At 56.6% G+C, this 13,754-nt stretch carries 11 protein-coding genes; 1 reads left to right on the top strand and 10 read right to left on the bottom strand.

The genetic code is table 11. The features are described 5' to 3' along the window. Window positions 1-103 precede the first annotated feature (103 nt). Window positions 104-793, top strand: a complete 690-nt coding sequence (locus VNX88_06435) for a VTT domain-containing protein (protein ID HWY68284.1) — start codon at window positions 104-106, stop codon at window positions 791-793. Window positions 794-821: 28 nt separating this feature from the next. Here VNX88_06435 and VNX88_06430 read toward each other — a convergent pair whose 3' ends face one another. From VNX88_06430 to VNX88_06385, 10 genes are all read right to left on the bottom strand, one after another. Beyond that, a complete protein-coding gene (locus VNX88_06430) occupies window positions 822-1,529 on the bottom strand; it encodes a response regulator (GenBank protein HWY68283.1) in 708 nt (235 codons plus the stop codon). A gap of 518 nt (window positions 1,530-2,047) precedes the next feature. Continuing rightward, on the bottom strand, window positions 2,048-3,715 hold the full coding sequence (gene groL, locus VNX88_06425; protein HWY68282.1) for a chaperonin GroEL: 1,668 nt from the start codon (window positions 3,713-3,715) through the stop codon (window positions 2,048-2,050). A 147-nt stretch (window positions 3,716-3,862) separates the two neighbouring features. Beyond that, complete coding sequence (locus VNX88_06420; GenBank protein ID HWY68281.1) at window positions 3,863-4,183, bottom strand: co-chaperone GroES; 321 nt, start codon at window positions 4,181-4,183, stop codon at window positions 3,863-3,865. Between the two features lie 367 nt (window positions 4,184-4,550). Continuing rightward, window positions 4,551-6,491, bottom strand: a complete 1,941-nt coding sequence (locus VNX88_06415; protein HWY68280.1) for an ABC transporter ATP-binding protein — start codon at window positions 6,489-6,491, stop codon at window positions 4,551-4,553. 504 nt (window positions 6,492-6,995) lie between these two features. Further along, on the bottom strand, window positions 6,996-7,577 hold the full coding sequence (locus VNX88_06410; GenBank protein ID HWY68279.1) for a histidine phosphatase family protein: 582 nt from the start codon (window positions 7,575-7,577) through the stop codon (window positions 6,996-6,998). A gap of 48 nt (window positions 7,578-7,625) precedes the next feature. Continuing rightward, entirely contained in the window at window positions 7,626-8,339 is a 714-nt protein-coding gene (locus tag VNX88_06405) for a hypothetical protein (protein ID HWY68278.1), read from the bottom strand. 43 nt (window positions 8,340-8,382) lie between these two features. Beyond that, window positions 8,383-9,015 carry a cytidylate kinase-like family protein gene (locus tag VNX88_06400; GenBank protein HWY68277.1) on the bottom strand — a complete coding sequence of 211 codons (633 nt, stop codon included), beginning with the start codon at window positions 9,013-9,015 and terminating at the stop codon, window positions 8,383-8,385. Window positions 9,016-9,043: 28 nt separating this feature from the next. Further along, the gene (locus VNX88_06395; GenBank protein HWY68276.1) at window positions 9,044-10,657 is read right to left on the bottom strand and encodes a DHA2 family efflux MFS transporter permease subunit; all 1,614 of its coding nucleotides are present in this window, start codon (window positions 10,655-10,657) and stop codon (window positions 9,044-9,046) included. 113 nt (window positions 10,658-10,770) lie between these two features. After that, entirely contained in the window at window positions 10,771-12,108 is a 1,338-nt protein-coding gene (locus VNX88_06390) for an HlyD family secretion protein (GenBank protein HWY68275.1), read from the bottom strand. Further along, the gene (locus VNX88_06385) at window positions 12,108-13,613 is read right to left on the bottom strand and encodes a TolC family protein (protein HWY68274.1); all 1,506 of its coding nucleotides are present in this window, start codon (window positions 13,611-13,613) and stop codon (window positions 12,108-12,110) included. The genes VNX88_06390 and VNX88_06385 overlap by 1 nt, the downstream gene beginning before the upstream one ends. Between the last annotated feature and the right edge of the window lie 141 nt (window positions 13,614-13,754).

Here is a 13,754-nt window from a genome sequence, read left to right as displayed (position 1 = left end):
GGGTCCGAACAAAGTGGGACTACGAACGTGCTTGTTCCTTCGTTAGCAATACTTAACAAGACCAGATGTCGATAATGTCAGTTAGGGGCATCTAAGGAGCAGATTGCTTTCGAGCGTATTCAACGCGGCGGCTCTAGGCAAAGCGGCAAAGGTGCTGGCGCAACAACGCCCGCGCGCCAGTAATCCGACTATGCTCCGTTTCTTCGCGCATTGGGGCGGTATAGGCCTGGTTCCGCTCGCGATCCTCGATAGCTCCCCGCTTCCGACCTTCGGCAGCCTCGACATTCTCACTGCGTATCTCTCCGCGCGGCATAGCGATCTGTGGTTGTACTACGCGAGCATGGCCACTTTGGGAGCGATGATCGGGTCATACTTAACGTACAAGCTCGGGCAGAAAACCGGCCTCGCTTGGATTGAGAAGAAGTTCGGTGCGCGCCGCTCGCACCAGGTGCAGTACGCTCTCGAGCGTTGGGGATCAGGCGCGATCTTCGTATCCACGGTATCGCCGCCGCCGTGTCCCACGTCGATGTTTCTTTTGGCTGCCGGCGCATTCGGATACAAGCTGCGCAAGTTCTTTCTTACTGTGTTCCTGGGTCGCGCCATCCGTTACGGTTTGCTCACGCTCATAGCTGCGCACTACGGCCGCCGCATCGTTCGCTACATGCGACATCCCGGGCAGTATCTGTGGCTGTCACTTGGCGTGACTTTGCTGATCATCCTCGGCACCGCAACATTTCTAATCCTGAGAAGGCCGGCTCCAGTTCCCGAAGAGCGCCTTCCACACGCGAGCTGAACAGATCCAAGTTCCTTCGCCCCGCAGCTCAGGCAGCTGCAATCACGTGCAGGCAACGCTGTAAGTCTTTCTGTTGAGCCGCTGTGAGATCCACGAATTCAAACCCGTGCGAGTCCGCGTTCTGATAGCGGACTCGTGCCCGCAACTCCAGCGTGATCTCGCATTCCGGGATTCCAAAGGCAAGAGAGACCAGTTCGCCCGGCACCATCTGGGCATCCACCTGTCCGCCACAACCACCCTCGGCAAGATCTCTCAGCGTACCTTCAAACGCGGCATTCTCTGTTTCCCGATCAGGGAAGCGCAACGTAAAGGTTCTCGATGATGTTGCAAACCGGGGAAATCTCCGTCGCACGAGTACCGGAGGGGGATCGTTCAAGACGCGCGCAAGCGCCATCACCAGAGCTTGCGGGTGTTCCTTCTCGACGTACGCGTCCACAACTCCCGGAGCGCTGGCTTCCGTCTGTGGATGGCGGGCAGAGTACATCAGAATCGGCAACAAAGGGTGCGCGGCCTTCAGGATCTGCGCAACCTCCAGTCCATTGAGCTCGGGCATTTCGTAGTCGAGGATTACGGCGTCGAGCGAGATCTTATTGGCGAGTTCCAGGGCTTCACGCCCGTTCGACGCGGGAACCGCGCGATATCCCACAGCAGTCAAGAACATGTCCAGCATCTGTAGGACATATGGTGTGTCGTCGACACACAGAACCGTTTTCGGACCGGCTGTTACTGGGGGCATGCAGCCTCTCGGTTCATGATGATGATGGTTTTGTGAATTGTCGCAGAGATGCCGGAAGTGCGGTGTACTAAAGGACATGTACCAGCTAGAAACCTGTGCAAAATGAGGGAGCGTAACGAAGGGACCTCGCTGTTCCCGGCCGAGCATCGGGCGATCTGCGACTGAAACGATAATTCCCGAAGCAGGGAAGATGGCAGGGAATTTTTCCCGCGAAAAAAATCTTCAATCGCGCGAGCCGCATAAATACAGGGGAATCGCAATTGACCAGGCAATTAGCAGGGAAATAGCAGGGAACCTGTCCGTGGCTACTTGCATGCGATTCATTGATCCTGACCCGACGGATATCTGGGTTCACGCAACCCTCCAATTCCTTCGCTACCAACGAATACCGTCGGAGAGAAGGTTTTTTTTGTCACGGTGGGAAGCTGCCGAAAACCGGAGACGCCGCCGGAAGCACGTCCGCAATAAAAAGCCCCGCATTTCTGCGGGGCTTTTGGTTGGCAAACCGGCCAATTGCTTTAGTACATTCCGCCCATGCCGCCGTGGCCGCCTGGAGCGGGAGCTTCCCTCTTCTCTTCCGGAAGTTCGCTTACCAGGGCTTCGGTGGTGAGCATGAGGCCAGCGATGGAGCCAGCGTTCTGCAGAGCCGTGCGGGTGACCTTTGTGGGATCGATCACGCCGGCCTTGACCAGGTCTTCGAACTTGCCGGTCTGGGCGTTGTAGCCGAAGTTGTTGTCCTTCGACTCGCGGATCTTGCCGATCACGATGGCGCCTTCTTCGCCGGCGTTGCCGACGATCTGACGCAGAGGCTCTTCAAGCGCGCGCTTTACGATCTGTGCGCCGATCGCTTCTTCGCTGCTCAGGGTCTTAGCGAGTTCATCGAGGGCCGTGATGCAGCGCGCGAGCGCCACGCCACCGCCGGGAACGATGCCCTCTTCAACGGCTGCGCGAGTTGCGTGCATAGCGTCCTCAACGCGGGCCTTCTTCTCCTTCATCTCGGTCTCGGTAGCGGCACCGACCTTGATCACCGCCACGCCGCCCACGAGCTTCGCCAGACGTTCCTGGAGCTTCTCGCGATCGTAGTCGCTGGTGGTCTTCTCAATCTGAGCACGGATTTCTTTCACCCGGCCTTCGATCTCGTTGGTCTTGCCCTTGCCTTCGATGATGGTGGTGTTGTCTTTGTCGATGGTGATGCGCTTTGCCTTGCCGAGGTCGCCGACCTGAACATTCTCGAGCTTAATGCCGAGGTCTTCAGTGATGGCCTTGCCGCCGGTGAGGATTGCGATGTCCTGCAACATGGCTTTGCGGCGATCGCCGAAGCCAGGAGCTTTCACGGCAGCGACGTTCAGGGTACCGCGCAGCTTGTTGACCACGAGGGTCGCGAGCGCTTCGCCTTCCACGTCTTCCGCGATGATAAGCAGCGGGGTGCCGCTCTTGGCTACCTGCTCGAGCAACGGGAGCAGGTCCTTCATGGAGCTGACCTTCTTCTCGTAGATGAGAACGAGGGGGTTCTCCATCACGGCTTCCATGCGCTCCGGATCGGTGACGAAGTACGGAGAAAGATAGCCGCGGTCGAACTGCATACCTTCCACGACTTCAAGCTGAGTCTCCATCGTCTTCGACTCTTCGACCGTGATTACGCCGTCTTTGCCGACCTTCTTCATCGCTTCGGCAATGATCTTGCCAATGGTCTCGTCGTTGTTGGCAGAGATGGTGCCGACCTGAGCGATCATGTCGCCTGTGACCGGCTTCGAGAACTGGCTAAGAGCCCCGCCCTTGCGGTTGCCTTCCTCATCGACGGTTCCCACGACGGCGGCGACGGCTTTTTCAATGCCGCGCTTGAGCGCCATCGGGTTGGCGCCGGCAGCCACCGTCTTCACGCCTTCGCGGAAGATCGCCTGCGCCAGCACAGTCGCGGTGGTGGTGCCGTCGCCGGCAACATCGGAGGTCTTGGAAGCGACCTCGCGCACCATCTGCGCGCCCATGTTCTCGAGCGCATCCTTCAGCTCGATTTCCTTTGCTACGGTCACGCCGTCCTTGGTGATGGTCGGCGAACCAAACTTCTTCTCGATGACGACATTGCGGCCCTTCGGACCGAGCGTCACCTTCACTGCGTCAGCCAATACGTTGACGCCGCGGAGAATCGCCTGACGCGACTCCTCGCCATGTACGATCTGCTTAGCCATTGCTTATCTCCTATACTTTTACTTTCGTGCCGCCGAAGCGGCAATTCTTGCGGAGCTTCTGAGCTCCTAAGCTTCTAGGCTGCTCAGCTCACGCCAGAATGTTTCACTGGCTGAATGCTGAGTGCCGACTGCTCGCGCGAAGCGCGCCTAGCTTGCCTTCTTTACCGACTTCGCTGCACCGGTCAGAATGCCGAGTACTTCTTCTTCGCGGATGATCAGGAATTCTTCGTTGTCGATCTTGATCTCGTTCCCAGCGTACTTGCCGAAGAGAATGCGATCGCCTTCCTTCACATCGACGGGCTGCCTTTCGCCTTCGTCGTTCTTCTTACCTGCGCCAACGGCGATCACCTCACCCTCCTGCGGCTTTTCTTTCGCAGTGTCGGGAATGATGATGCCGCCACGAACGGTTTCGCCCTCGTCAATGCGGCGAACCAGGATGCGGTCATGCAACGGGGTCAACTTTGCCATGTCTGTATTCGACTCCTTGTGAATTGTCTAAGTATTGAAGTTGTACTTCCAAGTTGTTGAAACTATGAGAGCTTGTGTTATCGTTCACGGCGATTTCTAAGCGCAGCAGCGTCTGCAACGAGGAGGACACAGGACGCTGTTAGCACTTATGCCTAACGAGTGCTAATTGTAAGAGCGGGCGTTTCAGCTGTCAAGAGGGAGATGGTTAAAGTTGAGTGAAAGACACTCAATGGGGGAATCGGGTGATCGAGCCACAGGGTGATTGGAGTGAAGTGAGCGGCCAATACAAAGCCCCCGGCGACGCCGATTCTGTGGCAGATGGGGTGCAAGCGGCAGGCGGTCCTCGAAGTTCCGATTCACCCACAGGCTACCGCTGGCGGGCTGTTTCGCCGCCGATAAGCGTGCCAGAGACAGTGGGAAGCTCCTGGTCTTTGTACTGCAGTTGATAAAGCTTCCAGTAGATTCCGCGTTGGGCGAGCAGCTCCTGGTGGGATCCCATCTCGCGGAGCTGGGATTTGTGCATGACGATAATCTTGTCGGCGCGCTGCACGGTCGAGAGGCGGTGGGCGATGATGATCGAGGTGCGGCCTTCGACCATGCGGGTCAGGGCCTCTCGGACGCGGAGTTCTGTATCGGTATCGACACTGGAGGTAGCTTCGTCGAGGATGAGGATGCGAGGTTGATGTGCGAGTGCGCGTGCGAACGAGATGAGTTGCTTTTGGCCGGTGGAGAGCGTGCTGCCGCGTTCGCGTACCGGCTCGCGGAAGCCCTGGGGAAGAGTGCGGATGAAGTCGGCGATGTTTACGTCTTCGGCGGCACGCTCCACCATCTCGTCAGTGACCCATTTTGAACCCAGGCGGATGTTGTCGGTTATAGTGCCGGAGAAGAGGAATGGATCCTGGAGTACAACGCCGTAGCGGCGGCGCAACTCGGCGAGGTCCATGTCGCGGATGTCGACGCCGTCGATGCGGATTGCGCCGCGTTGAATGTCGTAGAAGCGCAGCAGCAGCGAGATGATCGTGGTCTTTCCCGCTCCGGTGTGGCCGACAATCGCCACCGTCTCTCCTGGCTCGATAGTGAAGGACACGTCGCGCAGCACCCATTCAGGGTCTGCCGGCGTTTCGGGAGCTAGTTCGCTATGGGGTTGGCCATTGGTGTCGCGCTTTTTGGGCTGCTCGCGGCTGTAAGCGAACCAGACATTCTCGAACTCGATGCGTCCGGGGCCATCGACGCGGCGCGGCCTGGCTGCGCTCACCACTGCGGGAGCGGTATCGAGCAGTTTGAATATGCGTTCGCTCGAGGCCATGGCGGATTGCAGGATGTTGTACTTTTCGCTCAAATCCTGAATTGGGCGGAAGAAGCGTTGGGCATACTGGATGAAAGCGACGACTGTCCCCAGAAGGGCAGCATCCACCAGGGCTCGCCCTCCGCCAAACCAGATTACCGAGGCGATAGCAATCGCTGACAAGATTTCGACAACCGGGTAGTAAACAGCATGCGCCATGATGGCGTCTTTGAAAGCCTCCATGTGCATGGCGTTCACTTCTTCGAAGTTTCTATAGGCGCGTCTTTCACGGTTGAAGAGCTGGAGCACAACGATTCCGCTTATGTGCTCCTGCAGATAAGCATTAATGCGAGCGATCGCCGTCCGAATCCGACGGTAAGATTCGCGCACTTTGCGACGAAAGATCATCGTCGCCCAGAAGATAAGAGGCAGCACCGCGAAAGTAATCAATGCGAGCCACCACTTCATCCACAACATGAACCCGATGATGCCGGCAAGCACAAACACGTCTTCGAAGATTGACACCACACCCGATGTGAACATTTCGTTCACTGCATCCACGTCCGTGGTAACTCGGGTGACCAATCGTCCAACCGGATTGCGATCGAAGAATCCCACATGCAGCCGCTGCAAATGCGCGAAGATCTGGCTGCGCAAATCAAACATCGCCTTCTGTCCCACCCATTGCATGTAGTAGGTCTGCAGGAACTCCATGCAGTAACTAACGAGAAGAAGCGATAGATAGAGCGCCGCAATTTGTCCGATGCCAACCAATGGCCGCAAGCTTAGCCAGGAATCAAGGAAATGAGGACGTACAGCGGCGTGCTTGTCTGCCAGGTACTTGTCGACAGCGACTTTTGTGAGGTACGGTCCGAGAACGTCAGCGCCAGCTTTGATTAGAATGGCCGCGATCGCGACAAGCGTTTGCCATTTGTACGGAGCGAGGTAGGTGAGCAGCCGCTTCATCAAACGGCTGTCATACGCTTTTCCTAGTACCTCTTCTTCCGGATGGGAATCTGCCATTGCGCGACTATGTCCATTTTAGACGGATAGGTGCGCGTTAAGGTCGCAGGAAATGAATGGCACCATGGTAGAGACGCAGCATGCTGCGTCTCTACTTAGTGGCAGAGCTTCGCCAGGCGTATTGCGATCCGGTCCAAAAGAGGAATCCGGGCTTCTCGGCTGGCTCGAAAATAATTTCCGATTGCTTGATTGACGCGGGAGCTCCTTCTAAGTGATCTGGTGGACGTCGCGCTTCGATCGGTCCGCTAAATAGTTAATGACCGTCTCATCCCAGTATTTAACTCAAAGTAAACCTTAGTTTGCGTAAACCCCAAGGAAAATCATGAGCGGGGTAACTGTCCAGCGCTCTGTGTTGTCGATCTGATTAACAGGTATATTTTCTGTGGATAAATTAGGAATTAATAGACGCAATGGTTTAGCTAGCTCGACAAAGACTTGGAAGGCATCAGGAAGCTTGGCAATTGCCCTCGCGAGGTTACTGGGGCAATTGACAGTACCGGTGCATCAAACGCCTGGACAATTCCAGCGGCGGATCACTTTGTAATCGTGTTCATATCCCAGGACGCTGATGGTCGCAGTATTCAGGGCGAACAATCTTCCGTCGGCGGGGGGAAGGTCCAGCCAGACCGCAGTCAATATTCGAAGGACGTGGCCGTGTCCGAAGAGGGCAACATCGCCGCTCACTTTCGTGCATCGATCGATGACGCGCTTCACTCGGAGTCCAACATGGTCCACCGACTCGCCTCCTGCAACACCATCGTGCCATAGAGACCAGTTCGGATGCTCCTGGCGAATCTGTGCAGTGCTGCTGCCCTCGTATTGGCCGTAGTCCCATTCCTTCAGATCTTCGGTGATCTCAGCTTGATCGGCGTAGCCGGCAAGGCGGGCCGTTTCGCGCGCGCGTTGCATCGGACTCACGAGCACCAGCGCGAATCTGCGTCCGCGTAGTTTCGTTTTGAGTTCTTCTGCTTGCTTGATTCCGCTCGGAAGCAGAGGTAGATCGGTACGGGATGTGTGCGCGCCCGAGGCAGACCACTCGGTTTCGCCGTGACGTATGAGCCAGATTTCCTGTTTTGGTTCGCTCATCGCAGCTTTCTGCAGGATGGGATTCGGAGACTGCGACTACGTTACAGGCTACTTATGGCCGAAGAGATGCTTGCGAACGTCGGGCCAGAATTCTTTGGCGAAGTTGTACGCCGCGTCAAAAGCAATCCTTGTCCCCATTGACACGGCAAAATCACCAGCGGTGCGCTCGTCGTCGGGATAATACGATCGTGCAACTCCGCTCGAGGTGGCACTGGCGAGGATCTCAGGGAAATTAAGGATTCGGCGACCCGAATCGGTACGGGTTACAAGGACCCGGGTCCCGGCATACGTTGTCCGCGAAAAAAATGAGCCGCTTCCCATACGGTAGTAACGCGGATCTGTGTGAAAGATCGACGGATATACTCCAATTCCGAAAAGCTGACCTGTGGCAGTATCCGCGAGATCGGCACCATAACGCTTACCAAATCCTTCGGCGCCCTGCCCGTATCCATGATGGAAGTCAGCGGCTTGATCAATCCCCGCTTCAGCTCCGACGGCGATAAAGGTAAATGGGTTGAAAAAATTCTTCGGGACTTGTGCAAATTTTTGCCCCGTCGTGAGCGGAGTGGTTTTCGTGTCGCGTCCCTCGACCACCAGCGAATTCGGGAGATCGAGACTGAGAGGGTTTTTGTGTTTCGCCTTTGAAGAATCAGTTTGGCCAGAATTTCCTGTTGTGCTTGCCTGGTCGGATGAGGTCTGCGCAATCAACGATACACACAAAAAAGGCACAACTAGAGCGGCGAGCACACTTGCTTTGGGCATTCGGGCAGTGTAAGGGGAAAGTCAGGGCTGCGCAACTGTAACGCTATCCGACTAGCGCGGGCTCCGGCTGTGTGAGCCTCGCGGCTTGAAGGATTGTGTCAACCACCCAGTCTTCGCCAGCCGTCGTGTTCAGCATCAAGTCATAGACGTGCCGTTCCGGCCACTCGATGTGGAAGTGCTGACGAATAAACGCCGCCCGTTCGTTATCTGCGGTATCGATCACTTGTTCTGCGTGGTCGTCGCAAGTGCAGTATTTGCGAACTCTTTGAATTTTGTAGTCGCGCGGTGCATAGAGAAAGACATGAAACGTGTCTTCTCGTTCGGCAAGGATATAGGGAGCCCCGCGGCCAACAATCACCCTGTCTCCCTCATCCGCAGCCTTCAGAAACACTGTCCGCGTGAGTTCCGTCATCTTTTTGCAGTCGAAGTGATCGGGATTCACCATGCCGCGCTCGGCGCCTCCGCCCCAGAAGAGACGGCTCATACGGGTGAGTAAGGGATCAGGATGTTCGTCTAGCTTCTTAACGGCTTCCACGTCGACGTTCGCCATCTTGGCGATGTCGAATATCAGGCACTTGTCTATGAGCTTCCAGTTCAGGCGGCGGGCGATATGAGCTGCGATTTCTACTCCGCCACATCCGACTTCCCGGTCGATTGTGATGTTGCGAATGTTCATGCTGCACCTCGCGTGCAGTCCGGCCAACCTAGTGCACTCCGCCAGGGCCAGCGCCGGGCTTGTTCTTCTGCATTAAGAATGCGAGTGGCACCATGATGGCACAAGCTATGGCAAACACAAAGATCACATCGTTGTAGGCCAGAGCAGCCGCCTGCCGCTGCACCTGCTGGTACACCATGCTGTAGGCGCGCTGGGATGCGTCGGCAGCGCTGTAGCCCATATTAACCATTGCCTGCGTCATGGCTGAGATCTGGCTTTGGAACGCCGGACTACTGCTAGTGAGATGCGACGCCAGGTCGCTCTGGTGCTTCTGTGAGCGCCTGTCCAGCATGGTCTCAATGATTGAGATCCCGACACTTCCACCCACGTTTCGGGCCAGATTCACCATGCCCGACACCTGGTTATTCTTTCCGCGCGGCACTCCAACGTAGGACATCGTGTTGATGGGCACGAAGAGGAAGGCAATACCCGCCGCCTGGAAGACCCGGAGCTGCACGGCCTCTCCGAAGCTCAAACCAAGGTTCATCTCCATCATGTGGAACAGGGCGGCGGAGCAGGCAAGAAATCCCATGGCGATCAGCCAGCGTGCGTCGTAATGCGAAACGAGATAGCCGACCAGCGGCATAAGCGCCATAACGGTAAGACCGCCGGGAGAGAGCGCCATCCCCGCGCGCTGTGCGGTGTATCCGAGAAGGGTCTGGAGATACTGCGGAATGAGCACCGTGGTACCGAACAGCGCAAAGCCCAGCATTGTCATCATGACAAAGGCGAGCGCGAAGTTGCGGTTCTTGAACATGCGCACGTCAACTATGGGATCTTTTTGAAAGTACTCCCAAATGACTGCTCCAACGATGGTGAGGCCGGCGATTATCGAGAAGGACAGAATGAAATCGGATTGCAGCCAGTCGTCGCGTTGCCCCTTATCGAGAACGACCTGAAGACAGCCCAGCCCGATTCCAACCAACGCCAGTCCGATGTAATCGATCTTGATTCCCGAATTGCGCTTGTGGGCAAGTTCCGGTGGGTCTTCGACCAGTCGATTGGTCAGGAACAACGACACGATCGCGACGGGAACATTGATGAAGAAAATCCAGCGCCAGTTGTAGTTGTCGGTGATCCAGCCACCGAGCGTTGGACCGATAGCGGGGGCCAGCACTACGGCCATGCCGTACACCGCAAATGCCACGCCGCGTTTTCGTGGCTCAAACGTGTCTGCGAGGATTGCCTGCTCGCTCGGAGCTAGTCCGCCGCCGCCTACGCCTTGCAGCACACGAAAGAAGATGAGCAACGGAAGGCTGGGAGCAAGGCCGCAGAGCAGGGAACTAATGCCGAATAATGCGACGCAAGTCATGTAGAACCGCTTGCGTCCCATCATGTCTGACGCCCATCCACTGATTGGCAGCACTACAGCGTTCGAGACCAGATAGGAAGTCAGCACCCAGGTGCTCTCGTCGGTTGTGGCTGAGAGAGTGCCGGCGATGTGCGGCAGAGCGACATTGGCGATGCTCGTGTCGAGCACCTCCATGAATGTCGCCATGGTGACCACCAGCGCAATTGCCCAGGGGTTGTGGGTGGGGCGCCACTCTGCGTGTGCCGGCGCCGCGAACTGCTGGATTTCAAGATCCTGTGAGGTTGTGCTCATAAGCCGTAGCTTTGGTAGAGACGCAGCACGCTGCGTCTGAAGAGGACATATGGGAAAACCAGGGACCCAAGGTTTACTTCAGCTGCATGGTGGAGACGCAGCATGCTGCGTCTCTACCTGACCCTCACGCTGGGTACGACTGACATTCCCGGACGCAGCAGGTGATCCTTGTTCTGGTCAGCATCGAGCACGATGCGAACCGGAATTCGCTGCACGACTTTCACGTAGTTGCCGGTTGCATTTTCGGGAGGAAACAGACTGAAACGGGATCCGCTGGCTCCGCCAATCGCTTGCACTGTGCCGTTGTATTTGCGTCCGCTGGCATCGACCTTGACCTCGACAGGCTGTCCAGGCTTCATGTGTCGCAATTGCGTCTCTTTGAAGTTTGCTGTAATCCAGACGTTGTCGATGTCCACGAGCGAGATCAGCGCCTGCCCTGGTTGCACGTACTGTCCGACCTCCGCAGTGCGGTGGCCGACAATTCCGTGACTTGGTGCAATGATGTTGGTGTACTGAAGATTCAGCTGCGCCTGCTCCAGCTCTGCATGGTTTTTGGCGGCTGTCGATTGAGCTGAGGTAGCTCGAGCCTGGGTTACGCTCACCTGCCTTGGGCCGGTACCGGCATTGCGTAGGTTGGCTTGCGCCTGTACAACGCGGGCCTCGGCTTGCGTAACCGCCTCTTGAGCGGCGACTACATTGTCTTGAGAGCTCTGAACTTCGGAGGAAGTGCTTTCAGCAGCAGCTACAGCAGCGTCGTACTGTTGCTTGGAGATTACGTCGCGCTCGACCAAACCCTTGTACCGCTGTACGTCGTTTTGCGCTTTCACGTTGTTGGCGATGGCGCCCTGCAGCTTGGCGCGCGCGGCATCGAGGTTCTTGTGAGCTGCTGCAACTCCAGATTGCACGTTTCTAACGTCCGCTTCAGCCGACTCAATTTGGCTCTTGGTCGCAACCGACGTGATAGGGACGCTATAGTTCGCTGCTACCGCTTGTGCCTGTGAGTCGGCGAGTTCCGCCCTCGCCCGATCGAGAGCGACCTGATAATCGCGAGGATCGATCTCGACCAATATCTGCCCGACCTGAACTTCCTGATTGTCCTCAACGTTCACGGCCTTAACGTAGCCAGCGACGCGAGATCCGATCTGGCTGATGTGACCGTCTACCTGCGCGTCATCGGTGTCTTCGTATTGCCGTGCGTGCAGCCACCAGAGCAGCGTGCCTAGTGCCGCTATCACCAAGACGAGCGGTGCGAACCTCTTCAGCCGATTTTTGCGTTGTGCGGTCCGTGCTGCGGCTTCTTCTTCTTCGCGCGGCTTCTCCTGATCATCAGGAGCCAGGGTTGCGCTTGGCCGCACTGGAGTCTCGACAGCTTGCAACCGGCGCGCGCCACCATCTGTGGAGCGATTCTGTTCCTCAATGGTCTCTAACCGTTCGTCTTGCGTTGCAGCCATTACTTTCCTCCAAGATAGGTTGCCGCGTTCTGCCGGGCTTCGCCTACAACCCGAGCCAATGTCAGCTTCGCCAAATTGTGAACATAGAGGCTGGAGACATACTGATTTTGCGCGTTCACCAAAGAGCCTTGTGCCTGGACGACTTCGAGATTATCGGTCACGCCTGCGGCGAACCGCTCGCGCGCTTCTGCAAGCTCTTCCTCTGCCAACTTCACGGTAGAGTCGGCGAGCTGCACCTGCTCCGACGTAGCGTTTATGTCCAGGAATGCAGTCCGGATCTCTGCGTTGATACGACCCTCGAGATCGGCCAGCAGGTCTTTACTTTGCTTCAAGTTCCCCTGCGCCTGGTAAACGTCTCCGCGAATGCGCCCTTCTTCGAATATTGGAACCTGAATACCTCCAGCGGCAACAAAGGTGCCGTGCGAGCTGCCCGGGCTAATGCCTATGTCACCGTAGTTTCCGCTAAAGGAGAGAATTGGAAGCCGCTCGAAGCGTGCGGCGCGTTCCGACAACTCGGCTGCGCGCACTTGCGCCTGCGCCTGACGATAGTCAAAGCGGCCTTGGTGCGCGCGATGCAGCGCCTCCTCCTGAGTCATAGGTGGCGCAGGAATGAATTGCAAGGCATCAGCTAGCTCATATTTCTGTTCCAAAGGCAGTCCAATCGTTCGTGCCAGGGTAATTCTGGATTTATCGAGATTATTCTTAGCAACAATCAGATCCTGTTGTCGTGCTTGCAACTCGACCGTTGCTCTCAACTCATCGATTTTGGCGCTTACGCCTGCCTGATGCATTTGTTTGGCCTGATCTAAGATCGCTCGTGCGGTTCGCACTTGCGCCTGCGCATTGACCACGTTTGCGCCCGCGGTGAGCACTTGCAAGTAGGCATTGCTGACAGAAAACACAACTAGTTCCAAGGCATTGCGATAGGAGAACTGTGATGCCCTTAGATTCTCAACTGAAGAACGGATGCTCTCGTACTGAGTGAGGCCAGCATTAGTAGTGAGAAATGCACGAGCATCGAAGTTCGAGAAGGGACCGATAATCGCCGGTACGCCTGGGAATCTGATTCCCTGTGCGGCAAGGTTGATCTGCTGGACGCTCTCGCCAACTCGCGCAGTCACATCCGGCAACATGCTTTGCAACGCGCGCCAGCGCTGAGCACGTGCGCCGGTAATCCCTTGTTCCGTCAACAACGCCCCCAAATTTGCCTTAAGTCCTCGATTAATGGCGTCTCTGAGCGATACCGAAATTACCTCGTCGGTGGCTTTTCCAGATATGACACTCCCGCTGAACGGATCCGCAGAGGTCCCAGAGGTTGCAGTAGGCGCAGGGGACAGGAGCACTGAAGGAGGGGCAGTTTGAACGGTACCTGCGGCCGTGACCGGTCGAGGCGCCTCCTGACCAAGCTGGGCATAAGTCGTGCTCGCCTCAGCCATGACGACTAACAAGACGGCGATGCAGCGGCCGGCTCTAATGCCTTGCGAAATAGAACCAGACCCTTTCATTCTTCCTCCCAGTCATTGTCTAAGTTGTTTGTGCTGAAAAGCTTTAAGCTCAGCGCGAACGGAGCGCAAACACAGATAGATGCCTGATGGCCAAGCCGATTTTTCCGGGTAAACAACGACGGGCGTGACAGAACATCAGCG

The sequence above is a fragment of the Terriglobales bacterium genome (assembly GCA_035567895.1).
In the GTDB taxonomy this organism is placed as follows: domain Bacteria; phylum Acidobacteriota; class Terriglobia; order Terriglobales; family Acidobacteriaceae; genus Gp1-AA112.
The sequence above is the reverse complement of the archived record's forward strand: the minus strand, read 5'-3'. Positions and strand labels throughout refer to the sequence as shown.